The organism is Aestuarium sp., assembly GCF_023253315.1.
Lineage (GTDB): Bacteria > Pseudomonadota > Alphaproteobacteria > Rhodobacterales > Rhodobacteraceae > Marivivens > Marivivens donghaensis.
The window spans coordinates 259,342-282,498 of the sequence record NZ_JALRGW010000001.1 but is presented as its reverse complement, the minus strand read 5'-3'; the positions used below and the strand labels follow the sequence as shown (position 1 = coordinate 282,498).

Annotated in this window: 19 protein-coding genes; 9 read left to right on the top strand and 10 right to left on the bottom strand. The window is 58.7% G+C overall.

The window, feature by feature from the left end; all coding sequences use genetic code 11:
• Positions 1-16 precede the first annotated feature (16 nt).
• Positions 17-523: a DUF2478 domain-containing protein gene (locus tag AC1QQ2_RS01450; protein ID WP_479711805.1), complete on the top strand. Its 507-nt coding sequence runs from the start codon at positions 17-19 to the stop codon at positions 521-523.
• Here AC1QQ2_RS01450 and AC1QQ2_RS01445 read toward each other — a convergent pair.
• From AC1QQ2_RS01445 to AC1QQ2_RS01430, 4 genes are all read right to left on the bottom strand, one after another.
• Complete coding sequence (locus AC1QQ2_RS01445) at positions 520-1,329, bottom strand: ABC transporter permease (protein ID WP_105234669.1); 810 nt, start codon at positions 1,327-1,329, stop codon at positions 520-522. The genes AC1QQ2_RS01450 and AC1QQ2_RS01445 overlap by 4 nt on opposite strands.
• Positions 1,326-2,222, bottom strand: coding sequence for an ABC transporter permease subunit (locus AC1QQ2_RS01440; RefSeq protein WP_249945385.1), 897 nt, complete (start codon positions 2,220-2,222; stop codon positions 1,326-1,328). The genes AC1QQ2_RS01445 and AC1QQ2_RS01440 overlap by 4 nt, the downstream gene beginning before the upstream one ends.
• Positions 2,223-2,227: 5 nt before the next feature.
• Positions 2,228-3,379 carry an ABC transporter ATP-binding protein gene (locus AC1QQ2_RS01435; protein WP_479711804.1) on the bottom strand — a complete coding sequence of 384 codons (1,152 nt, stop codon included), beginning with the start codon at positions 3,377-3,379 and terminating at the stop codon, positions 2,228-2,230.
• A 69-nt stretch (positions 3,380-3,448) separates the two neighbouring features.
• Entirely contained in the window at positions 3,449-4,534 is a 1,086-nt protein-coding gene (locus AC1QQ2_RS01430) for a polyamine ABC transporter substrate-binding protein (protein ID WP_479711803.1), read from the bottom strand.
• Positions 4,535-5,001: 467 nt separating this feature from the next.
• Here AC1QQ2_RS01430 and AC1QQ2_RS01425 point away from each other — a divergent pair, with 467 nt between their 5' ends.
• The 3 genes from AC1QQ2_RS01425 to AC1QQ2_RS01415 are packed head-to-tail and all read left to right on the top strand — an operon-like array spanning position 5,002 to position 8,125.
• Entirely contained in the window at positions 5,002-6,393 is a 1,392-nt protein-coding gene (locus AC1QQ2_RS01425) for an aspartate aminotransferase family protein (RefSeq protein WP_479711802.1), read from the top strand.
• Complete coding sequence (locus AC1QQ2_RS01420) at positions 6,393-7,688, top strand: NAD(P)/FAD-dependent oxidoreductase (protein ID WP_479711801.1); 1,296 nt, start codon at positions 6,393-6,395, stop codon at positions 7,686-7,688. Before AC1QQ2_RS01425 ends, AC1QQ2_RS01420 begins: the two co-directional genes overlap by 1 nt.
• Positions 7,685-8,125: a GNAT family N-acetyltransferase gene (locus AC1QQ2_RS01415; RefSeq protein WP_479711800.1), complete on the top strand. Its 441-nt coding sequence runs from the start codon at positions 7,685-7,687 to the stop codon at positions 8,123-8,125. The genes AC1QQ2_RS01420 and AC1QQ2_RS01415 overlap by 4 nt, the downstream gene beginning before the upstream one ends.
• Here AC1QQ2_RS01415 and AC1QQ2_RS01410 read toward each other — a convergent pair.
• The 5 genes from AC1QQ2_RS01410 to truA form a co-directional block, all read right to left on the bottom strand.
• The gene (locus AC1QQ2_RS01410; protein WP_479711799.1) at positions 8,122-8,772 is read right to left on the bottom strand and encodes a GntR family transcriptional regulator; all 651 of its coding nucleotides are present in this window, start codon (positions 8,770-8,772) and stop codon (positions 8,122-8,124) included. The two genes, AC1QQ2_RS01415 and AC1QQ2_RS01410, sit on opposite strands and share 4 nt — an antisense overlap.
• A gap of 70 nt (positions 8,773-8,842) precedes the next feature.
• A complete protein-coding gene (locus AC1QQ2_RS01405) occupies positions 8,843-9,412 on the bottom strand; it encodes a hemerythrin domain-containing protein (protein WP_479711798.1) in 570 nt (189 codons plus the stop codon).
• Complete coding sequence (locus tag AC1QQ2_RS01400) at positions 9,412-13,143, bottom strand: translocation/assembly module TamB domain-containing protein (RefSeq protein WP_479711797.1); 3,732 nt, start codon at positions 13,141-13,143, stop codon at positions 9,412-9,414. The genes AC1QQ2_RS01405 and AC1QQ2_RS01400 overlap by 1 nt, the downstream gene beginning before the upstream one ends.
• Positions 13,143-14,864 (bottom strand): autotransporter assembly complex protein TamA, encoded by a 1,722-nt coding sequence (locus AC1QQ2_RS01395; RefSeq protein ID WP_479711796.1) that lies wholly within the window; start codon positions 14,862-14,864, stop codon positions 13,143-13,145. Before AC1QQ2_RS01395 ends, AC1QQ2_RS01400 begins: the two co-directional genes overlap by 1 nt.
• 175 nt (positions 14,865-15,039) lie before the next feature.
• Positions 15,040-15,807, bottom strand: coding sequence for a tRNA pseudouridine(38-40) synthase TruA (gene truA / locus AC1QQ2_RS01390; RefSeq protein ID WP_479711795.1), 768 nt, complete (start codon positions 15,805-15,807; stop codon positions 15,040-15,042).
• Positions 15,808-15,970: 163 nt separating this feature from the next.
• On the opposite strand from truA, the gene AC1QQ2_RS01385 reads away from it, so the two are divergent.
• Positions 15,971-17,386 (top strand): YcjX family GTP-binding protein, encoded by a 1,416-nt coding sequence (locus AC1QQ2_RS01385; protein WP_479711794.1) that lies wholly within the window; start codon positions 15,971-15,973, stop codon positions 17,384-17,386.
• Positions 17,383-18,381 (top strand): YcjF family protein, encoded by a 999-nt coding sequence (locus AC1QQ2_RS01380; RefSeq protein ID WP_479711793.1) that lies wholly within the window; start codon positions 17,383-17,385, stop codon positions 18,379-18,381. The genes AC1QQ2_RS01385 and AC1QQ2_RS01380 overlap by 4 nt, the downstream gene beginning before the upstream one ends.
• Here AC1QQ2_RS01380 and AC1QQ2_RS01375 read toward each other — a convergent pair.
• The gene (locus AC1QQ2_RS01375; protein WP_479711792.1) at positions 18,375-20,564 is read right to left on the bottom strand and encodes a primosomal protein N'; all 2,190 of its coding nucleotides are present in this window, start codon (positions 20,562-20,564) and stop codon (positions 18,375-18,377) included. The two genes, AC1QQ2_RS01380 and AC1QQ2_RS01375, sit on opposite strands and share 7 nt — an antisense overlap.
• A 91-nt stretch (positions 20,565-20,655) precedes the next feature.
• Between AC1QQ2_RS01375 and fsa the strand changes: the two genes are divergently transcribed.
• The 3 genes from fsa to AC1QQ2_RS01360 all read left to right on the top strand — a co-directional run bounded on the left by fsa (position 20,656) and on the right by AC1QQ2_RS01360 (position 23,144).
• On the top strand, positions 20,656-21,309 hold the full coding sequence (fsa, locus tag AC1QQ2_RS01370) for a fructose-6-phosphate aldolase (protein ID WP_067546217.1): 654 nt from the start codon (positions 20,656-20,658) through the stop codon (positions 21,307-21,309).
• 198 nt (positions 21,310-21,507) lie between these two features.
• Complete coding sequence (locus tag AC1QQ2_RS01365) at positions 21,508-22,215, top strand: DUF484 family protein (protein WP_105234681.1); 708 nt, start codon at positions 21,508-21,510, stop codon at positions 22,213-22,215.
• The gene (locus tag AC1QQ2_RS01360) at positions 22,212-23,144 is read left to right on the top strand and encodes a tyrosine recombinase XerC (protein WP_479711791.1); all 933 of its coding nucleotides are present in this window, start codon (positions 22,212-22,214) and stop codon (positions 23,142-23,144) included. The genes AC1QQ2_RS01365 and AC1QQ2_RS01360 overlap by 4 nt, the downstream gene beginning before the upstream one ends.
• Positions 23,145-23,157: the final 13 nt, after the last annotated feature.

Below are 23,157 nucleotides of genomic sequence, written 5' to 3'. Positions count from 1 at the left end.
TGCACAAGAGGACATAATGCTAGGCTACGTAATCGCGACCAAAACCAGCACCGCAAACCCAACGCTGACAGAGGCGATCCGCCAGTTGCGGGCAGAGGGCATCGTGGTCGCAGGGGCCTGCCAGATCAACGATGATCCGCAGGACGGAAGCCCTTATCACATGGACCTGCATATGATCCCGTCAGGGAGAGTGATCCGCATCAGCCAAAACCTTGGGGCGCTTTCATCGGGGTGTCGTCTGGACCCGACCGCATTGGAAGAGGCTGTGGGGCTGGTTGAGGCTTCGCTCGATGGGGCAGAGCTACTCTTGGCGAATAAGTTCGGAAAACAAGAGGCCGAGGGTCGCGGGTTCCGTCCTGTGATCGGTGCAGCGCTAGCGGCGGGTATTCCCGTGCTTTTGGCCGTTCGTGATGAAACCTTGCCTGCGTTCCACGCCTTTACCGAAGGCTTGGGCGAAGAACTGCCCAACGATCCGGCGGCGATCCTTGAATGGGCTCGCCGCACGGTCGCTGAACTCGCTTAATTCGCGGCTTTCTCGTCCTTGAGGCGCTGAACAACTTTGCGTTTGTTGAGCAACGATGCAGTCAGAACGCCGACAGTAACGATACCGATCATGATGGTCGAGAGCGCGTTGATCTCGGGCGAAACGCCCAAACGCACGGCCGAGTAGATTTTGATCGGGAGGGTCGTTGCACCCGGACCCGTCACAAAGGACGCAATCACCAGATCGTCGAGCGACAGGGTAAAGGCCAAGAGCCAGCCCGACAGAACCGCGGGAAAGATGATCGGCAGAGTGACCGACATGAACGTGTCAAACGGCGTCGCGCCGAGGTCCGATGCGGCTTCTTCCAGTGATTTGTCAAAAGAGAGAAGGCGCGAGGAGACGACGACCGACACATAGCACATCGCAAAGGTCGTATGCGCGAGGATGATCGTGGTCATGCCCATGCTGCCGAACATCACCTTGAACAACAGTAAGAGTGAAAGACCGAGGATCACGTCAGGCATCACGAGCGGCGCATAGGCCATCCCTGAAAACAGCGTGCGGCCCCAGAACCGACCGCCGCGCACCAGCACGTACCCTGCCAATGTGCCGAGGATCGTCGCAAGCGTTGCTGTTGCGACGGCCACGCGGATCGTCACCCAAGCGGCATCAAGGAACGCCTCGTTATGGAACAGTGTGCCATACCATTTGGTCGAGAACCCCGCCCAAACCGTCACCAGACGCCCGCCGTTGAACGAATAGACGATCAGCACGATCATCGGGATGTATAGGAAGGCAAACCCAAGGGTGAGGGTGGTCAGGTTGAACCAGCTCAGCTTTTTCATTGGTCGCCCTCCAACTGCTTTTGTTGGTTCCGCTGGAACAGGATGATCGGGATGATCAGGATCGCGAGCAGGATCACAGCCACCGCAGAGGCCACAGGCCAGTCGCGGTTCGAGAAGAACTCTTCCCACAGAACCTTACCGATCATCAGCGTGTCCGAGCCACCCAAGAGGGACGGGATCACGAATTCGCCCAAGGCAGGGATAAAGACGAGGAAACACCCAGCAACCACACCCGGAACAGATAGCGGCACCGTGACGAGCCAGAAGGCAGAGGTGCGCGTGCAGCCAAGGTCCTCTGCCGCTTCGATCAAAGACAGGTCCAGTTTTTCCAGCGTCGAATAGATTGGCAGGATCATGAACGGCAGGTAAGTGTAGACGATACCGATATAAACCGCCGTGTTCGTATTCAGGATCGTTAGTGGTTCGTCGATGATGCCGAGCCACAGAAGGATCATGTTCAAGAAGCCTTCTTTGCCCAAAATTCCCATCCACGAATACACGCGGATCAGGAAGGAGGTCCAAAACGGCAGGATCACGAGCATCATCAGCGTGGCGCGCCATTCCTCTGGCGCACGAGCCATGCCGTAAGCCATTGGGAAGGCCACGGCGAGCGTCAGCAGGGTCGAGATCGAGGCGATCTTGAGCGACGACAGATAGGCCGTGTAATACAACGGGTCGAGCGTCAGGAAGGTGAAGTTCTCGAAATCCAGCTGGCTAAAGAACGCCTTGAGCCCCGCCAATCCCCCAGACAATTCCAAGGTTGGCGAATAGGGCGGGATCGCGATGGCAGGATCAGAGAGCGAGATCTTGATCACGATCACGAAGGGCACGAGGAAGAATAACAGCAACCACGTGAACGGAATTCCAATGACGATGAGGCGGCGTAGGTTCATGCCGCTCACTCCGTCAGGACGACACCAGCGGTGTCCGTCCAGCTAAGCCACACTTCGTCTTCCCATGTGAAATCACGGCGGGCGAGGCGGCGCGAGTTGGTCATCAAGGCGCTGACCAGTTCGCCAGAAGGCAGGCGGACGTGATAGGTCGACACATTGCCGAGGTAGCCGATGTCCTCGATCTTGCCTTTGACGTGGTTCGCGCGATCGTCGAGCGGTTCACGGTTCACAGAGATCTTTTCAGGACGGATCGCATAGGACACGCGTTGACCATCCGCGACGGGGCGTTCGCAGACCGCGGTGATGGGTGCAGCGCCTTCGGCGAAATGGATCGTGACGGTGTTGCCTTCGACCTTAGCGTTGCCTTCGATCAGGTTCACATCACCGATAAAGTCCGCCACGTAAACGCTATTCGGAGCTTCATAAATGCCAGCGGGCGTGTCGACCTGAACCATCTTGCCGTGGTCCATGACCGCAACGCGGGAGGCAACGGTCATCGCCTCTTCTTGGTCGTGGGTCACGATGACAAAAGTGGTTCCCGTCTTTTCCTGAATGTCCATCAGTTCGAACTGCGTCTCGTTGCGCAGTTTCTTGTCCAATGCGCCCAGCGGTTCGTCGAGGAGCAGCAGTTTCGGTGCCTTCGCCAGAGAGCGGGCAAGCGCCACACGCTGCCTCTGACCGCCAGAAATCTGGTGCGGTTTGCGTTTCGCGAATTTGTCGAGGCGCGTCAGGCGCAGCATCTCTTTGACGCGATCGTTGATCGCATCCTTGCCTAGCCCATCACGGCGCAGACCAAAGGCGATGTTGTCCCATACGGTCAGGTGCGGGAAGAGCGCGTAGCTCTGGAACATCATATTTACGGGGCGTTTGTTCGGGGGCACGGGAACGATGTCCTGACCACCCAGAAGAATGCTGCCCTCTGTCGGGCTCTCAAAGCCAGCGAGCATCCGCATCAACGTGGTTTTGCCGCAGCCAGACGGGCCCAAAAGCGCAAAGAATTCGCGTTCGTAAATATCGATTGTCAGGTCATCAACGGCAGTGAAATCCCCGAACCTTTTCGTCACGTTCTTAAACTGAATCAATGGTTTGGCGTTTGGGTCATTCCAAGGTGCAAAAACATTGGTTGGATTACTGGACGGGCGAGGGGACTGAGCCATCAAATGAACTCCGGCATAAAATGAAAATCCCCGCGCCGATAAAAACGGCGCGGGGCAGGTCAGGCGCGATTAGACGCCGGATTTAACGCGGGTCCACAGACGGGTCAGCAGACGCTGCTCTGCCGGACCGAACGGGGTCACGGTGTAGAGGTTTTCCAGCGTTGCTTCGTCAGGGTAAATCGCAGTGTCGCCGATCACGTCTTCGATCAGCAGCTCTTGCGACGCTTTGTTACCGTTTGCGTAGTAAACGTAGTTCGACGCATCGGCCATGTTCTGCGCATCCATGATAAAGTTCAGGAATGCATGCGCGCCTTCTGGGTTTGGAGCATCCGCAGGGATCGCCATTTGGTCGAACCACATCAGAGCGCCCTCAGTCGGAGCGTTATACGCAACTTCGACGCCGTTTTCAGCTTCTGCTGCGCGGTCACGTGCTTGCAGAATGTCGCCCGACCAACCGAAGGCCACGCAGATTTCACCGTTTGCCAGAGCGTTGATGTATTCCGAAGAGTGGAACTTCTGGATGTACGGACGAACCGCCATCAGCACTTCTTCGGCTTTTGCGAGCGAGTCAGCGTCTTTGGCGTCTGGGTCGAGGCCCGCATAGGCGAGAGCAGCCGGAACCATCTCGGTCGGTGCATCGAGGAAGTGAACGCCGCACTCAGCCAGCTTTTCCATGTTGGCTGGGTTAAACACCAGCTCGAGGCTGTTGATCGGTGCGTCGTCGCCCAGAAGCTCAGCCACTTTGCCCGTGTTTACGCCGATACCAGTGGTGCCCCACATGTAGTTGATCGAATAGGCGTTGCCGGGGTCATACTGCGCGGTGCGATCTTTGATCACGTCCCACAGGTTGCCAGCGTTCGGCAGTTTCGACATGTCGAGCGGCTGGAACGCGCCAGCTACGATCTGACGCTGGAGGAAGGTGCCTGTCGGCACAACAACGTCGTAGCCCGACCCACCAGCCAGCATTTTGGTCTCAAGAACTTCGTTCGAGTCGAACACGTCGTAGATCAGGTCATAGCCAGTTTCAGCTTGGAACTTTTCCAAGAGCGCTTCGTCGATGTAGTCCGACCAGTTATAAACGCGCACCTCTTCTGCCATCGCAGAGCCAGCGACGAGCGCAATTGCAGCCGTCATCGGCAACCAGGTTTTTGTCATATTTCTTTCTCCCGAGTTGGTGGCCCATTCGGACCTTTTTCCCCAATTTGATCAAAAGTAGCCTACATTGCAACCTTTCTGTGTCGCAGGGGGTAAAATCATCCCGCCACGACTGAGGGCAAAAAACAAGCGGGGCTGCGTAAATGTTTTGCTATGCGGACTGTCTCTGGTCAAAAATAAGGCGTTTATTGATCAAAGAAAGAAAGGCCAGTTGATCTGGATGCTTAGCAGTTGGGCAAATCTTGGGGTTCGAGTGGGCTTTGGGTGCGTGGCCTAAGGATTAGACCCTGCTTCGGATGACGTCCAAAGACGATTCTACTGCCCAGAGTGGGTCATGTGGGTGTGGAATTTGATCAAACTTGCTTGACGGGGCGGAGCCGTATTTCTATCCTGCCGCAGAACGCAGAAATTGCGTGTGACCTTTGCCCTCAACCCTGCGCGCGTTTCGCGCCGAAAGGAGCGCCCTCATGAATATGATCAGCACCCAAACCCCCACAGCAGAGCTTCAGGCGCTCGATTCCGCTCACCACATGCACCCGTTTACCAACGGTGATGTTCTGGCAAAGCGCGGCGCCCGCGTTGTGACCCGCGCCGAAGGCGTGTGGCTGACCGATAGCGAAAACCACCGTATCCTCGACGCGATGTCGGGCCTCTGGTGTGTGAACATCGGCTACGGCCACGACAGCCTTGCCGAAGTTGCGGCAAAGCAGATGCAGGAACTGCCGTATTACAACACCTTTTTCATGACCACGCACGTGCCGGTTATCCAGCTTGCCAATAAGCTCGCTGAAATCGCACCGGGTGATCTGAACCACGTGTTCTTTGCGTCCTCTGGCTCTGAGGCGAACGACACCAACTTGCGTATGGTGCGTGCATACTGGCAGGCGAAGGGTGAACCTGATCGTCAGGTCGTCATCGGTCGTAAGAATGGCTACCACGGTTCGACCATGGCAGGCATGAGCCTTGGCGGTATGGCTGGCATGCACAAACAGGGCGGTATCATCCCTGGCATCCACCACATCAACCAGCCGAACTGGTGGACCGAAGGCGGCGACATGTCGCCCGAAGAATTCGGTCTCGCTCGTGCACGTGAACTCGAAGAGGCGATCCTCGAAATCGGACCGGAAAAGGTTGCGGCCTTTATCGGTGAACCTGTGCAGGGTGCGGGCGGCGTGATCGTTGCGCCTGAAACTTATTGGCCAGAAATCCAGCGTATCGTTGATAAATACGGTATCCTGTTCATCTCTGACGAAGTGATCTGTGGCTTTGGCCGCACGGGTGAATGGTTCGGCTTCCAAGCCATGGGCACCAAGCCTGACATCATCACCACCGCAAAAGGCCTGTCCTCGGGCTACATTCCGATCGCAGCGTCGATCGTGAACGACAAAGTCGCGGCAGCGATTGATAGCGTTGAGTTCAACCACGGCTACACTTACTCGGGTCACCCTGTGGCCTGTGCGGTTGCGCTGGAAAACCTGCGTATCATGGAGGAACTGAACCTCGTTGATTACGTAAAGAACGACATCGCACCTTATTTGGCAGAGAAGTGGCACAGCCTTGGCGATCACCCGTTTGTTGGTGAAACAAAGATCGTTGGCATGATGGCGTCGCTCGCGCTGGTTCCTGAAAAAGGCAGCCGCAAGCCGTTCGAAGCTGCACCGGGCACCGTTGGTTTCATGACCCGCGAATGCTGCTTCGGCAACGACCTGATCATGCGTCACGTTGGTGATCGTATGATCATCGCTCCGCCGCTGGTTATCACCCGCGCAGAAGTGGACGAGCTGATCGCTCGTGCCCGCAAGTCGCTCGATGAAGCTTATGAAAAAGTGAAGGCCGCAGGTCTGATGAAGGCGGCCTAATGGACTTTCTCACCGCAAATGATCGCGTTGGGGAATACCCCGACAGTTATTATGCGGCGACAGCTACACCCCTTGACGCGTTCCCCGCGGCAAGGGGTGATTTGTCCTGCGATATCTGTGTCATAGGCGGTGGGTTCATGGGCCTATCCACTGCGCTGCATCTGGCAGAGCAGGGCTATCAGGTCACTTTGGTCGAGGCGCAGCGCGTCGGCTTTGGTGCCTCTGGTCGCAACGGTGGTCAGGTCTCTGGCGGTCAACGTCTACATCAGGACGACCTAGAGGAACTCGTGGGCAAGGATTTGGCCCGCAAACTCTGGGCGCTTTCGCAAGAGTCCGTCGATGTCTTGCGCGGGCTGGATCAGAAATACGAGACGGGCGCTGGCTGGGCCGCAGGTGTGATCGAGGCCGATCACCGCGCGCGGTTCGTTCCGCACACTCATGCCTATGTTGATAAGCTGAACACCGAATACGGCTACGATAAAATCCGCAAATTGGATCGGGATGAACTCTACGATCTTTGTCGATCAGATGCCTATCATGGTGGCGCGATAGATATGGGCGGCGGTCACATTCATCCGCTACGCTTTGCGCTTGGTCTTGCGCGGGCGTGCCGTGATCTGGGCGTGACCATCTATGAACAAACCCGCGTCACCCGCGTTGAAGAGGGTGAGCCCGCCGTTGTGCATACCGAAGGCGCCACCATTCGCGCCCGCTATGTGGTGATGGGCTGCAATGGCTATCTGGGTCGGATGCAAGAACGCGTCGCCGCCCGTGTGATGCCGATCAACAACTTCATCATCGCGACAGAGCCTTTGGCTGATCCCGAACTGGTGATGAAGGGCAATCATTGCGTGGCAGACAGCAAATACGTCATCAATTACTTCCGCCTGTCTGAGGACAATCGGATGCTTTTTGGCGGTGGGGAAAGCTATGGCTACAAATTCCCGTCCGATATCGAAGGCGTCGTTCGCAAGGCGATGGCGCAGATTTTCCCACAGCTAAACGGTATCCGCGTCGATTACGCGTGGGGCGGGACGCTCGGGATCACGATGAACCGCCTTCCGCATGTGGAGCGGATCACGGGCAATATCCTGTCGCTCTCTGGCTTTTCTGGTCATGGCGTTGCCCTTGCCACATTCGCGGGCAAGGTCGCTGCTGAGGCCATCGCGGGGCAGGCGGAAAAGTTCGACATCATGGCATCTGTGCCGAGCCCACGGTTCCCTGGCGGTGCGGCGCTACGGCATCCCTTGTTGGTGCTCGGGATGCTGTGGTTCGGTCTGAAAGATCGGTTTTGACGGACATCCGCCTCGCAACGCCTGCCGATTTGCCAGCGGTGCAACAGATCGTCGAAACCTCTTATGCGGACTACATCCCACTGATCGGCCGCCGTCCCGCGCCAATGGGCGCCGATTATGCAGCCGCGATTAAGGCGGGGCATTTGTATGTCCTCGGAAATCCCATTGTCGGCTGTTTGGTCATGTTCCCTGATAGGGACGCGATCGAAATCGATATGATCGCGGTTTCGCCAGAGGCCCAAGGGCAGGGGATCGGGCGGAAGCTCCTCGATTTCGCGGTAGATCATGCGCGGTCAACGGGGCAGACAAAGCTGACGCTTTACACCAATGCGAAAATGGCGCGGAACGTCGTGATCTACGAGAAATACGGGTTCACCATCACGCATCGCGCAACGGTCGACGGGTTTGATCGTGTCTTTATGGAGATGGCGGTCTAGTCGCGCATCGACAGGCGGATCTGGTTGAACCCCTGTTCAATATCCAAACGAATGGCGTCGCCTACGGCAGGAATATCACCTGATCGCAGAGCCTCAACCGCGACGGCGTGACGGTCGTCGAGCGACGCCGTGCCGAACCGACCCCGCATCACACGCAAGCTCGGCCCAAGGCGGAGCCAGAGTGCATCCACCAGCGCGATCACCGTCGAGGCTTGAGAGGCCGAGTAAAGCGTGCTGTGGAAACGATAGTTCTGAATCAGGTAGGTCTGAATATCGCCACGATCAATCGCGCGGTTCAGGTCCTCGTCAATGGCAGCAAGCTGGTCGATCTGTTCAGGCGTGATCTTGGCCGCGGCCCACATGGCGAGCTGGGGCTCTAGCGCCAGACGGGCAAAGGAAATCTCGTCAATCTCAGCGCGGTTCAGAACGGGAAGGCCAACGCGACGGTTGTCTTTGAATTCCAGCGCGTGTTCAGAGGTCAGGCGGCGGATCGCCTCGCGCACGGGGGTCATGCCCGCGTCCAGTTCAGCCACGAGGCCTTGGATTGTGACGGCCTGACCAGGCTCCATCTCTCCGCAGAGGATCATATCGCGAAGGCGTCGATACACCGTTTGGTGTGCTGGTTCCTTTGGCATTTCGACGTTCACGTGCGGCACTCCTGCGTCTAATTTGGGCCAACTCTGCCCCACATCAAAGAAATGATCAAATCAGATTGTGTTAGTGAAGCCCGTCTGCGCCGAACTTGAGGATTACAGGCACCACCAATTCCTCTTCGTCGGTGAGGTGGCGGTCCATCAAGCGGGTCAATTTCTCAAGCTCCGCATGAAACGCACCTGCGCCCGTGATCAATTTTGGGCCACGATCAAGGGTCTGCAATGCCCCGTTCGCAACCTCGACAAAGCTGGAGAGGATGCCGTCCATCGCGTGGTGGTCTTTGTCCAGAATGTCAAAACCACGGGTCACGCGCGGGTCTTTTTTCGACAGGATCGGAAAGTAGTGCTGATCCTCGATCTGGTGGTGGCCATGCAGGTCTTGGACGAACATAGAGCCATAACGCGAAATCGCGGTCGCAAACCGTTTCGGATCCCCCTTGTCCATCACATCCTCGGTCGCCGAGGTCATCGCGGACAATAAACGGCGGAAGGTCATGTGGCGGTCGAGCCAAAAACTCACCAGTCCGTGGAAATTCGGATCGCTGGCCCAGAGGTCGCGGGGGTATTCGGTGACCAATACGCGCAGCGGATCAGGGAGCCCTTTGCGGTCCGCAAGGTCGAGCGAGATCGTCATCAGTAGTCCTTTTCAAAGAATACACCGACCGAGGTATCGCCAGTGGTTCCGAACCCGCCTTTGGCAGTAAAGTCGCCGCCAAGGTCAAGGTTAAGGTTAATTTCGGTGTCGCCTTGGGATGATACGGTGACATCGGTGTAGATATTGTCGCTAAGGTATTTGCCCGCCGACAGCGCCGCATTGCCCGCATCATCGGTGGTCACGTCCAGATCATCCAAGCCAGACCCCTGACGGATTTTGTCGATCAACCCGCCGCCGCTGCGTCCCGTAAGGGTGCCAACGGCAGCGGCGAGTTGAACGGCTTGGAACGCGCTGATGGATGACATGTCACGACCAAAGAGAAGCTGGGACAGAACCTCGTCCTGAGGCAGTTCAGGCGCGGAGGTAAAGCTCACCTCTGGCGCGCTGGCGGGGCCTTCGACGATGACGTTGACGGTCGTGCCGTTCAGGGACTCGGTTGTTGCAACAAAGCGGATTTTGGGGATGAAGTCGCCCTGCATGGTGATCGCGCCATCGGTCAGGGCAAAGCGTTGTTGCAAGATATCGAGCCGCCCACGGATCAAGTTGAACTGACCTGCGGGAATGATCTGCTGTGTGGTCCCTTGCAGCGTAAGTTTCCCGCCAAGCTCCGCATCCAACCCACGCCCACGCACAAACAGGCGGGCAGGGGCGTTGATCGTGATGTCGAGGCCATAGGCAGGCCCGCCACCGCCAGCAGTGGTCGCGGATTCCCTTGTTAGCCCAGCCCGCTGGAGCGTTTGGCGAACGTCCGAAGGCGCGCCGATATGGGTGACGTCAGGCACATCGCCCAAGGACCCAACGGTCGACGATGGCACCTGAATTTCAGATTGCGCCACGTCGATCGTGCCACTGATCTGCGCACCACCCGCAAGCGGCCCATTGATCGCAATCGCCCCCGTCAGGGTGCTTTCATAGAGCGTCGGATCGCGCACAACGATGTTGTTGGCTTCAACGGTCAGGGCCGAATTTAGTCCACCACTCAGCCCAACGCGGCCACGCAACGCCAGCCCGCCACCGAGCGAGGACGCCCCTGTCATATCCACCTGCGCTGATCCATTGGCGAGCGTGATCGTCCCGTCGAGGTCGCGTAGAGATTGGCCCAAGGTCGGCGCCGAAAGCTCTGCCCGCGTGATTTGAATTTGCCCCGCGACTGCGTCGAGAGCAGCAGGGCCAGAAACAGCAAGGTTAAACCCTGCGGTGCCTGTCAAACGGCGCGGTTCCAACACGCCATTCAAAAGCGCTAGCGGGGCGGTGCCATTTATCCGCAGGTCGAGGTTCGACCCTGCGATCTGTCCCGCGACATTGGCCGAAAGACCCGCCGCGCCGTCTGCTTGGGTGTCGATCTGCCACGCGCCATTCTCTGTCAGGGTTGCGGTGCCTTTGGTCGTGAGCGGACCCGAGAAGTCAGGCGCGATCAGGGCAAGATCTGCAAGGCGGAGGTTGAACTCTGCCCCACCTGTGGTGCCGTCGGTCGCGAGGGTTGCTTGGCCTGTGAGGTTTGGGAAGGTCAGCGTGAGTGGATCAACGGTGATCTGCTGGTCATCGCGGCGCAGGCGTGTCGCCAACTGCCCTGCGCCGGCCAAGATCGGGTCAAGGCTCGCGTTCCCAATCGCCACGTTGCGCGTCGTCGCGTTGGCGGTCAGGTCAAACGCTTGGCCGTCCGCTTGGGCTGTGCCGTTGATGGTCACAGACGCGCCGCCCGAAAGGTCAAGGCCAGCAAGGGCCGCATATTGGCGAAGGTCGGCGATATCGGCGTTTAGGTTAATCGGTCCTTGGCCTTCGGCGGGCAGGTCGGCGCTGAGGTCGATCCTGTCGCCATCGCGGGTGATGACGGCATCTGCGGTCAGGGTTCCGTCGGTCGCACGTGCGCCGTTGACTGTCACCGACAATTCGCCCAACGCCCCATCAATCAGACCAGCCGCAGGGGTGTTGAGCTTCGCAAGTCCCAACACGCCCTCCGCCGTCAGCGCCACGGTGCCGTTCAGGGCCGTGTCACCTGATTGGAAATCGAGGCCTTCGATCCGCGTTCCCGCCTCATCCCGCACAGCGCGGAGGGTCAGAACACCATCCCCCGCCAAGAGCGCATCCGCCTGCGGTTGCCCAATAGAGAGGTCGGTGGTGCGTGCGACAACGTCCAAATCGACAGCGGTGCGGAGGGGGTGGACCGTGCCTTTGGCGGTTAGTTCAGCGTCACCCGCAAGGTCGGGCAGACCTGCGAGGGTGGCGAACCGAGACAGGCCTTTGACCACGACGGACAGGTCAGGTGTGATGACGATCTCGTGCCCCGTTGGGTCGATGATGGCCGATAGCTGCGCATCAATCCCTGCGCCTGACAGTGAAAATTCCCGCAAAGTCGTCCGATCATTTGCCACGTAGTCGAGCGACAATGCACCGCTCACCTCATCGCCCATCGCATCGGTCAGCCCTTCATCATTAAGCGAAATACCCGTCGCGCCGTAGGTTAGATCAGCAGTCAATCCGCTACGATCAGGTGCAATCGTCCCACCACCGTTTAGTGTAAGATGCGGAACTGAAATTCCTGTTCGAACAAAGTCTTGCGCGTCGATCTTTGCGTTCCATTGGTCGCCATTTGTGGCATCAAACCCAATGTCCAAAGTCGCGGACCGCAGGTAGGTTTGTGTCCCGCTGATGGGCAACAGAACGGGCGCGCCATCTGCACGACCCATGTCGCCCGTCAGAGCGAAATCATTCGGCCAGCCCGTTTCGTCTAAGTTCGCCGAGCCGTTCAGCCGCAGGCTCTGGGTTTCAATGGTCAGGTCCGAGAGGGCGGTTCCTTGATCGGTTGACCGACCCGCCACTGCGAGCCGCACGTCAGGGCCAAAGAAGTCGCGATACTCTGGCAGGAACAGCGCGGTCACATCGCCGCCGAGGTCAAATTGGAACGTCTTTTCTGTCGTGTCAGGGGCAGTGGTGACAGAGCCAAACCCAACCATGCCGCTCAACCGTGGCTGCCCGTCAGTATCCAGCGCAATTGTGGCCTCATAGGCGTCCAGCGGAGCGGTACCATCGATGCTCAGCGCGACAGAGGGCAACCCCGGTAGATCGAGGAGCCGCGCGGCAATGCCCGCGTCCCCTTCGCGCAGGGCGAGTGTCAGGCCCAGAACGCGGCTTTCATTTGAAAAGGACCCTGTGAGGATCAATTCGCCCGTTTGCCCGTCAATCCGTTCCGCCTGTAGGTCGGCGGACCCCGCGCCGCCTGCCAATGCAGCGCTGCCTGTGATGGAGAGCGATACAGGCTCTCCGATCAGGTCGGCGCCGAGGCTCAGCGCGCCAACCGACATGTGATCGACAGTCAACGAGACGGGAAGGTCGGGCAGGGCAAAGGGTGCGCTGCTCGCGCTCGGGTCAATGGCCTGCGCTTCGGTCAGGGGTTTGCGGAGCATCGCGATGCTGTCCGCCGAAAGGTCGCTCACCTCGACCCGCCCCGCCAAAAGCGCTGCGCGGTTCCAGTCTAGAACCAGACCTTGGGCGTCGAGCCAGACACCATCTGCGTCCGCAATGGTCAGTCGGTCGATTTTGGCCTGCGAACTCAGCGCCCCTTGGAACCCATAGATTTGCACCTCACGACCCGCGCCCGACAGGTTGTCGGTCAGGAAGTCGACGATCAAACCACGGTCGGCCTCAACGGTGTCTTGGGCCGCAGCAGGGATCGGCAGGGCCAGTGCGAGGAGGAAGAGAAATTTCCGCATCAGAACGCCTGCCCAATACCGACATAAAGGTTGATGGATTGCCCCGCACCATCGCCCGAAGTCGGCGTCGCGAGGTCGAGACGAATTGGCCCTATCCCTGTGTTATACCTAAGGCCAAGGCCCGCGCCGCTCTGCCATTCGCCATCTTCAAAGGGAATGGAGTCACCACCGATAAAGCCTGCGTCGACAAATCCGACCATCCCGATGGAGGGTGTCACGTCAATGCGGGTCTCCGCCGAAATCGCGGCAAAGCTGCGCCCGCCTGTGGTTTGGCCGCCTGTTGTATAGCCAAGCGATTTATATCCTTCACCGCGCACGCTATCGCCGCCACCAGAGTAAAATAGGTAGTCAGTCGGCGCTTCGGCGATGGACACGCCCATGACCGATCCCAATTGGCCGCGCAGGGCAAAGGTGACGTTATCGTCGGTGCCCACAGATCGATAAATTCTCCCATCGAAATAGAGCCGTCCTCCAGTTCCCGCATCACCAAAGCCTACAAAGGGCGTGAGGTCCAAGGTCGCGTAATGGCCGTTCTTGGGGTTCAACGTGGAATCCCGCCGATCCACAGTGCCCGCCATGGGAAGCGTCAAAAGGGTGTAATCGCGGATACCGTTGGCATCTTCGCTTTGGGCGGTGACAAAGCCGATGCCGCCCTCGATCTCGCGATTATCCCTGAACAGTCGGGTTACAATCACCGATCCCGTCAGCTGATCGAGTTTGTAATCAGGCTCATCCTCGTGTTCGAGGGTTAAGGTCGCGACAGCTTCGGTATCAATCGAAAAGGGACGCGGGTAGGCGTAGGTCACAGTCGTCCCATAATCGACCCCGCCTGTTTCGCCAGCGATCCCCGATACGATCCCATCGACCCGCAACCGCTGCGCCCCGCCTAGCATATTGCGATGCATCCAGTAGCCCGACAAGGTGAGACCATCGACGGTCGACATCTCCACCCCGTAACCCAGACGGCGCGGCAGCTTTTCCGACACCTGCAACTCTATCGGCATAGCGGTCCCGATCAGCGTTTCCCCTTCGATCACAGCGACAGAGGAAAACGCACCCGTCCGCCGCAACCGATCCGCCAGTTTTTCGGCCTCATCAGGGGAAAACACGGTGCCTTGCTGGTAGCCGACGATCCGCGTGATGGCGTCGGTGCGGACATCTTTGTTGCCAGACACGGTCAGGGGACCAAATGACACTTGCGGACCCGCATCAATGCCGACGGCCACGTTCAATTCGGCCTCGGTATGGCGCGCGGTGATCTGCTGCGATGTCGGGGTGGCCTTTGCGTGCCCCTCCGCTCGCCATGCCGCGACCGCTGCGGCAACTGCCGCCTTTACCTCGCCAGATCGCGCGGTCTGCCCTGTGGTAAATCCATCAGGCAAAACGGTCCCATCCGCCAAAGGCGCAACGCTCACCTGTCCAAAGGTAAACCGCTGGCCTGCGTTCACTTCTATCGTGATTGCGCCGACGGTTTCAGGTGCATCCAGCGGCGCAATCGAGGCGGCCTCTCTCCCATCGACGCGAATAGATACCGTGCCGCCGTAATACCCTTCGGAATACAAACCTGCGATGATCCGCTGATAATCGGCCCGCGCGGCTGCAATCAAATCTTGGGCCAGAGGGGCGTCCTCGGTCGAAAGCACCGTTGCGACCAGCGAGGCTTGCCGCAACACGGGTTCCAGATCCGCGACATCCACCGCGATGGTCAAATCTTGGGCCACGGCCGCTTGCGCAATGATGGCAATGGAAATGCTCGACACGAGTGTTTTGAATGGTCCTGACACGCGTTTTTCTGCCCCTTATCACCCACCCGCTTGGTGAGTTTGCTTAACCCTAACCTATCGCACTGAGAACAGGAATGCACCTCAGGTAGAGCTACGGCGCATCACATTCAGGTCAAGCAAATGGGTCGTCGGGATAACCAACACCGGCAAGATATAGCCCATGAGGAGGGCAAACGGGGCCACAGGCTGCGCGGTCACGTGCATGGAGCGCGGCCTCCACGTCGTCAGGGGTCCATTGCCCTGCGCCAACACGCTCGAGCGTGCCAACAAAAGACCGCACCTGATTGTGGAGGAACGACCGTGCCCGCACGTAAAACCGTATCTCTTGCCCATCTGGACGCGCCAGTTCTTCGACCCGCAATTCATCCAATGTCCGCATTGGGCTATCAGCCTGACAAATCGACGATCGGAATGTCGTAAAATCATGCCGCCCCAAGAGCCTATTCGCCGCCTCTTGCATCGCAGCCGCATCCAAGTGCTGCCGAACCTGCCAAACCAATCCCGCCTCATGCACCAATGGGGCGCGGCGTGTGATGATACGGAACAGATAACGACGTTCATTTGCCGAAAACCGTGCGTGCCAATCGTCTGCAACCTTTTCGGTGCGGACAATCGAAACTGGCAACGGCTTGAGGTGATAGTTCAACGCTTCCATCAATCGAAACGTTGTCCAATCCCGCTCTAGATCAACATGCGCCACCTGATGGGTCGCATGAACGCCCGCATCAGTCCGCCCCGCCGCCGCGATGGTATGGGCGCGCGGTTCCAATTTGGCCAAGGCCGCTTCAATCGCACCTTGCACCGACAATTGCTCTGCTTGCCTTTGCCAGCCGACAAAAGGGGCACCGTGATATTCGATCTGAAACGCGTAACGAGGCATGGCCCCCGATTAGGCCGCGCTGCCCCGAAAATCAATCCCGCGCCCGCTCTGCCTTTGTGCTCAAAATATCCCGGGGGAGGCCGCCGCAGGCGGACGGGGGCAGCGCCCCTACACAGAGCGGTCCCAAATGCTTATCTATGACCTAATAGAGCAGGAGACTGATTTGGTCCTTTCAACACTTGCCGATGGTCTGGCCCGTAGTCTTGAGACGGTCACTGACACTGTAACGGCACCATTTTCCGATCCCGTGGTCCGTTTAGGCGTCACAGGATTAAGCCGCGCGGGCAAGACGGTCTTTATCACCTCTCTCGTGGCGAACCTGATGGATCGGGGGCGGATGCCGCAACTGGTGCCTGCGGCAAACGGTGCGATCCGCTCGGCCTATCTTCAGCCACAGCCCGACGACACAGTCCCGCGGTTCCCGTTTGAGGATCACCTCGCCAAGCTCACCGCGCCTCAACCGAGCTGGCCTGAGGGCACGCGCCGCATTTCCGAATTGCGTCTGTCCTTGCGTGTTCAACCGACAGGGTTCCTCGCGGGGGTGACGGGGCCACGCACGGTTCATATTGATATTGTGGATTACCCCGGTGAATGGTTGCTCGATCTGGGGCTTCTTGAGAAATCCTATGCGGAATGGTCGCGTGAAACTTTGGCACGGATGGAGGGGCGCTCTGTTGCCCAATCCGCGCGCGATGCGATCCACTCGGCGAAGGGCGCAGAGCCGCACGATGAGCCCACCGCAGGGGCCTTGGCCGCGAGCTTTACCGCCTATCTGAATGCCGCCCGCGAGGACGGGTTTTCGGACCTGTCACCGGGGCGGTTTTTGTTGCCCGGTGATCTGGAAGGATCGCCCGTTTTGACCTTTGCGCCGCTGCCTGAAATCGACCGTGCTCCGCGAGGCTCTCTTTACCGTGAATTTGAGAGAAGGTTCGAAAGTTACAAGAATAAGATCGTAAAGCCATTCTTTAAGGATCATTTTGCAAGAATAGATCGACAAATTGTTTTGGTTGATGTGCTGGGCGCAGTCCATAATGGCCCCCGCGCGGTCGAAGATTTACGCACTGCGATGGCCGATATTCTGGCGGCGTTTCGACCGGGTCGGAATGCGTGGCTGACGCGGCTTTTGGGTGGAAAGCGGGTGGATAAAATCCTCTTTGCAGCGACCAAGGCGGACCACCTCCACCACAGCCAACATGCGAAGCTGACAGCGATCACGCAGGCCCTATTGCGCGAAGCAAAGGATCGGGCGGATTTCGCGGGTGCGCAGACCAATGCGATGTCGATTGCGGCGCTGCGCACGACGACAGAGGAGACCGTTCAACACGATGGTGCGACCATTGATGTGGTGAGGGGGCGTTTGCTATCAGATGGGCGGCAGGCCGCGTTTTACCCTGGCGCTTTGCCTGACGATCCTGCGCATCTCCTCGCGCCAGCTCGTGCGGGCGATGAAAAATGGTTGGATGCCGATTATTCTGTGATGAATTTCGCGCCTGCACCGCTCACCCTCCGACCGGGGGATGGTCCGCCACACATCCGTATGGACCGTGTTGCGCAATTTTTGTTGGGGGATCGACTATGACGACCAATGGCCCTGTTTTGATCGACCTCGACACTCCGTCGCCCAGTCCCGCAGAGGCCCCGCCTGTCGATGACTTCGACGCTGGGCGCCCCGTCGCGATGCAACAACTGGCGGCGCTGTCGGTGCGTAAACCTTCGCGACTGGCAAAGTGGTTCTGGTCGCTGCTTGTCTCGCTGATCGGCTTTATCGTGTCCTTGGCTGCGTGGGATTACGTGAACGCACTCCTCGCTCGGTCGCCCGTTTTGGGGTTAATCGTCACCGTTTTGGTCGCTGGTTTTGTCGCGGTCATGGCGCTGATCTCTTTGCGGGAACTGGCGGCGTTTGGGCGGCTCAGACGGTTGGATAAGGTCCACAAAGAGGCCCAAGAGGCTATCGCGAGAAATGATTTAGGTTTGGCGCGTAATGTTCTGTCAGATATAAAGAAACTATACAAAAATCGCGCCGATTTGGAGTGGGGTTTGGCCCAACTCGCTGAGCGTGAAGCCGAGGTGATGGACGCTGACGGTCTCTTGCAATTGGCAGAGCAAACGCTCCTGTTGCCGCTTGATGACAGGGCCCGCGCAGAGGTCGAAGCCGCAGCGCGTCAGGTCGCGACGGTTACCGCGATTGTGCCCTTGGCCTTGGCTGATCTGATCACGGCCTTGACTGCAAACCTTCGGATGATCCGTCGCATTGCAGAGATTTACGGTGGCCGCTCTGGCACCTTCGGAAGCTGGCGTTTGACCCGCACGGTGCTGACGCATCTGGTTGCCACGGGGGCCGTCGCGGTGGGGGATGATTTGATCGGAACCGTCGCTGGCGGCGGGGCCTTGGCCAAGGTGTCGCGCCGTTTCGGTGAAGGCGTGATCAACGGTGCATTGACGGCTCGGGTCGGTGTGGCCGCGCTAGAGGTGTGCCGCCCGTTGCCGTGGGGCGTGGCGTCAAAACCGACGGTCTCGCAAATCGTAAGTCGCGCTTTGGCTGGGCTCTTTGGACGTCCGAAGGCGGATCAGTAAAAACTCTGCGGGTCGATGTCGATCGACAGACGCACATTGTTCGGTACCCGCACCTGCGCCACCCATTGCTGGAGTGCGTTTTGCAGCGGTGCGGTTTTGTCGGCTTTGACCAATAGACGCACACGGTGACGGCCACGGATGCGGGCAATCGGGGCAGGGGCAGGGCCAAAGACTTGCGCCCCGATACGGATCAGCGGGTCCGCCCGCCGAGCCAAAGCATTCCCGAGGTCAAACACCTCTTGCATGTCGGGGCCAGAGATCACGATGCCAGCCATGCGCCCATAAGGAGGCACGCCCGCCGCCTTGCGCTCTGCGGCTTCGGCCTTCCAGAATTCCTCTTCGTCGCCTGACAGGATCGCGCGGATCACATGGTGTTCGGGCTGATAGGTTTGCAGTAAGGCAATGCCAGGGGTCTCTGCGCGGCCTGCACGCCCCGCAACCTGACGCATCAGTTGGAATGTCCGTTCGGCCGCGCGGAGGTCGGATCCCTGTAGGCCCAGATCGGCATCGATCACGCCCACAAGCGTCAATCGCGGGAAGTTATGTCCCTTCGCTACCAGTTGCGTGCCGATGATGATGTCGGTTTCGCCGCGCCCGATTTCTTCGATCTTTTCCTTGAGCGCGCGAGCCGAGCCAAAGAGGTCAGACGACAGGACGGCAATTTTCGCGTCGGGGAAAAGCTCGGCTACTTCTTCGGCCATACGCTCCACACCCGGACCAACGGGGTTCAGTTTGCCTTCGGCCTGACAGTTCGGGCAGACCTCTGGCATGGGTTTGGTTTCGCCGCACTGGTGGCACATGAGCCGTTTTAGGAACCGATGTTCTACCATCCGCGCGTCGCAATGATCACAGGCGATCTGATGCCCGCAGGCGCGACAGATGGTGAGCGGCGCATATCCACGGCGGTTAAGAAAGACGAGCGACTGTTCGCCCTTTTCCATACGATCGATGATGGCAGAACGCAGGCTCGGTGAAATCCAACGGCCAGAGGGGACATCCTCTGCCCGCATATCGATGGCTTTCATGTCGGGCAGCACCGCATCGCCAAACCGCGAGGTTAGCGTGATCCGATCGTATTTCCCCGCCTCAACATTCGCCCAGCTTTCAAGGCTCGGTGTCGCAGAGGCCAGAACCACTTGTGCGTTGTTAAGTGACGCCCGCAGGACGGCCATGTCACGGGCGTTATAAAGGACACCGTCGTCTTGTTTATAGGACGTGTCGTGTTCTTCATCGACGACAATCAGGCCGAGGTCACGATAAGGCAGGTAAAGCGCGGACCGTGCACCGACGACCAGTTGCGCGTCGCCGTTACCGACCATTTTCCAGCAGCGGCGGCGTTCGGTCATGGTGACGCCCGAATGCCATTCCGCAGGCTTCATCCCGAACCGAGCCTCAACGCGCGTGATGAATTCAGAGGTCAGTGCAATCTCTGGCAATAGCACCAGCGCCTGTCGCCCAATGCGGAGCGCTTCGGCTACGGCTTCAAGGTAGACCTCAGTTTTGCCCGATCCTGTCACGCCCTTTAGCAGCGTCGTGCCATAGGCACCTGAGCGCATTTTCGCCCGCAGGGTTTCGGCGGCGGCAGCCTGATCGTCGCTCAGGTCTTTGGCCCCGTAATCTGGGTCGAGCCGAGGGTAGGGCAGGTCACGGGGGCTGTCCTCTTCGCTGACCGCGCCTTGTTTGACGAGGCCCTTGATGACGGATGACGAGGTGCCTGCCATCTCTGCCAGTTCGGACAGGGTAAAGGCCAAGCCGCCATAGTCGCGCAGCACCTCTAACACGCGGGTACGGGCGTCGGTGATGCGGTCGGGGGCAACGCTTCCCAGACGGTAAACCTTGCGCATGGATGGCGCGTCGCCCAATCCCGGTGCCCGAGTGGCGAGCCGCAGCATCGCGGACATGGGGGTCAGGGTATAGGCGCCGACCTTGGTCAGGAACTGACGCATCTCTTCGCGCATGGGCGCCACATCGAGCACCCGATTGACGGAACGCGCTTTGGACAGGTCGAACCCGCCGATGCCATCACCCCAGATCACGCCTAAAACTTTGCGTGGGCCAAGAGGTACTTCGACGAATGCACCGCGCCAACATCCCCCCTCGGGTGCTTTGTAGTCCAGCAGACGGTCGAGGGGCTGCGCGGTCAGCACAGATACCAGCTCTCCTTCTGCGTAGAATTCTCTCACGTAAGCGCACTCATTTCAGGGTTTCGGTTTTACCCTACCTGAGGTAAACGCTGACCCGACAAAGGCCAACCCACCCTGTGAGGCAAATCCCATGAAATTTTTTGTAGATACCGCTGACGTGGATGCAATCCGCGAACTTAACGACCTCGGTATGGTTGATGGCGTGACCACCAACCCGTCCCTGATCCTGAAATCGGGCCGTGATATCCTCGAAGTGACGAAGGAAATCGCTGAACTGGTTGACGGTCCTGTATCGGCTGAAGCTGTATCCATGGACTTTGAGACCATGCTGGCCGAAGGCGAGAAACTGGCGAAAATCGCAGACAACATCGCGGTTAAGGTTCCGCTGACTTGGGCTGGTCTGCGCGTTTGTAAAGAACTGTCCTCGCGTGGGATCATGGTTAACGTGACGCTCTGCTTCTCGGTGAACCAAGCGATTCTGGCTGCAAAAGCTGGCGCGACCTTTATCTCGCCGTTCATCGGTCGTCTCGACGATATCAACCTCGACGGCCTGCAGCTGATCGAAGACATCCGCACCGTTTACGACAACTACGGCTATGAAACCCAGATCCTCGCGGCGTCTGTGCGCACTGCGAACCACGTGTCTGAATGTGCGAAAATCGGCGCTGACGTCATGACCGCTCCGCCGGCTGTGATCAAAGCGATGGCGAACCACGTTCTGACCGACAAAGGTCTCGCACAGTTCGAAGCTGACTGGGCAAAGACAGGCCAGAAGATTCTCTAATCTTCACCTTATCCAATCTACATCTAGGGGCGGCCTTATCGGCTGCCCCTATTTGCGTTAAGTGATGCCGCTAACCTGTGGCAAAACCTGCACAATCCGCGGTCACAGTTTTCTGCTGACTTGCGCGGTGGGGCGATTTTTTACACAACCTCTCGCAAAAACCTGTTAGGGTTCGCGCAAAGCAGTATGAGGTCAGTGATGAGCGGTAATCCGGAAATCGATCCGAAAGTGCGGGATTTTATTCTCTCCGATCCTGAGGTCGTTCTCGAAGATACTGATCTGATGCGCGCGCTCGTGTCTGCGAACGAACAGGCGATGGGCGGCAATATCGTCGATTTGCGCGGCATTGCGATGGCTCGGCTTGAGGCGCGTCTGGACCGTCTAGAGGACACCCACCGCAGCGTGATCGCCGCCGCTTATGAAAACCTCGCGGGCACCAATCAAATTCATCGCGCCGTGTTGCGCATGATGGAACCCGTAAAGTTCGATGCCTTCCTTCAAGACCTCGGCACCGAAGTTGCGGAAATTCTGCGCGTCGATTCCATGCGTCTGGTTCTCGAAAGTGGGGCAGAGCAGGCGGATGACGCCGTGCGTAGCCTTGGCGATGTTCTCTCAGTGGTGAAGCCCGGATTTATCGCGGACTACATGACCAAGGGCCGTAATGCCCCGCTGCGTCAGGTGCTTTTGCGTCAGGTGCAGCCAGAGGAAAACAGCCTCTACGGTGACAAAGCGGACTACATTCGGTCCGAGGCGTGTCTGCGCCTCGACTTTGGTCCGGGGCGTTTGCCGGGGATGTTGGCGATGGGGGCAGAGGACCCGCATCAGTTTTCACCGCAGCAGGGTACGGATCTTCTTGGGTTCTTTGGCTCTGTCTTTGAACGCGCCATGCGGCGCTGGCTTGAGTGATCTCTCCTTCACTCACCGATGCGCTTGCTCGTTGGCTTGACCATGCGCGGGCGGTGGATGGTGTGGCCGAAAACACGATAAAGGCCTATCAAACAGACGTTCTCGCGTTTCTTGGGTTCTTGCAAAATCACCACGGTGATCAGCAGGGCACGGCAGCGCTGTCACGGCTAACCATTTCGGACATGCGGTCATGGATGGCGCATGAACGCGGTCGTGGTGTCGCGGCGCGGTCGCTCGCGCGGATGCTGTCAGCGGTCAAATCATTCGTAAAATGGATGGCAGAGCGGGACGGGTTCGACCCATCAGCGGTCCTCATGACCCGCGCCCCGAAATTCCAGAAAAAGCTACCCCGCCCACTGGCCGAAGACGCTGCCAAAGCGATGATCGACACGGTGGAACTGCAAGCCCGCGAACCTTGGGTCGCTGCTAGGGACACGGCCGTGGTGACGTTGCTCTATGGCTGTGGTCTGCGGATATCCGAAGCCTTGGGCCTTAAGGGGCGCGACTATCCATTGCCCAACGTTCTGCGGATCGTCGGCAAGGGCGGCAAAGAGCGTATCGTTCCCGTGATCGACGCCGCCCGTGATGCCGTGGCTGCCTATGTGCGGGACTGCCCGCATCAGATCGACCCTGACACGCCGCTGTTTCGGGGTGTTCGCGGCGGGCAACTGTCGCCCGTGATGATCCAAAAGGTGATGGCGCAGGCACGTATGCAGTTGGGCCTGCCTGCAACAGCGACCCCGCACGCGCTGCGCCATTCCTTTGCCACGCATTTGTTGAACGCGGGCGGGGACTTGCGGGCCATTCAGGAATTATTAGGTCATGCCTCGCTCAATACCACGCAGATGTATACGGCTGTCGATACCGCCCGCCTGATGGAGGTCTACCGATCAGCGCACCCCCGCGCAGGTGCGGGATCGCGCGACTGAACCCTTGCCCCTA

Excerpts from the sequence above, each read along its gene's own strand:
- AC1QQ2_RS01450 (WP_479711805.1), top strand. The coding sequence starts at position 17 with ATGCTAGGCTACGTAATCGCGACCAAAACCAGCACCGCAAACCCAACG.
- AC1QQ2_RS01445 (WP_105234669.1), bottom strand. The coding sequence starts at position 1,329 with ATGAAAAAGCTGAGCTGGTTCAACCTGACCACCCTCACCCTTGGGTTT.
- AC1QQ2_RS01440 (WP_249945385.1), bottom strand. The coding sequence starts at position 2,222 with ATGAACCTACGCCGCCTCATCGTCATTGGAATTCCGTTCACGTGGTTG.
- AC1QQ2_RS01435 (WP_479711804.1), bottom strand. The coding sequence starts at position 3,379 with ATGGCTCAGTCCCCTCGCCCGTCCAGTAATCCAACCAATGTTTTTGCA.
- AC1QQ2_RS01430 (WP_479711803.1), bottom strand. The coding sequence starts at position 4,534 with ATGACAAAAACCTGGTTGCCGATGACGGCTGCAATTGCGCTCGTCGCT.
- AC1QQ2_RS01425 (WP_479711802.1), top strand. The coding sequence starts at position 5,002 with ATGAATATGATCAGCACCCAAACCCCCACAGCAGAGCTTCAGGCGCTC.
- AC1QQ2_RS01420 (WP_479711801.1), top strand. The coding sequence starts at position 6,393 with ATGGACTTTCTCACCGCAAATGATCGCGTTGGGGAATACCCCGACAGT.
- AC1QQ2_RS01405 (WP_479711798.1), bottom strand. The coding sequence starts at position 9,412 with ATGACGATCTCGCTCGACCTTGCGGACCGCAAAGGGCTCCCTGATCCG.
- AC1QQ2_RS01400 (WP_479711797.1), bottom strand. The coding sequence starts at position 13,143 with ATGCGGAAATTTCTCTTCCTCCTCGCACTGGCCCTGCCGATCCCTGCT.
- truA (WP_479711795.1), bottom strand. The coding sequence starts at position 15,807 with ATGCCTCGTTACGCGTTTCAGATCGAATATCACGGTGCCCCTTTTGTC.
- AC1QQ2_RS01380 (WP_479711793.1), top strand. The coding sequence starts at position 17,383 with ATGACGACCAATGGCCCTGTTTTGATCGACCTCGACACTCCGTCGCCC.
- fsa (WP_067546217.1), top strand. The coding sequence starts at position 20,656 with ATGAAATTTTTTGTAGATACCGCTGACGTGGATGCAATCCGCGAACTT.
- AC1QQ2_RS01365 (WP_105234681.1), top strand. The coding sequence starts at position 21,508 with ATGAGCGGTAATCCGGAAATCGATCCGAAAGTGCGGGATTTTATTCTC.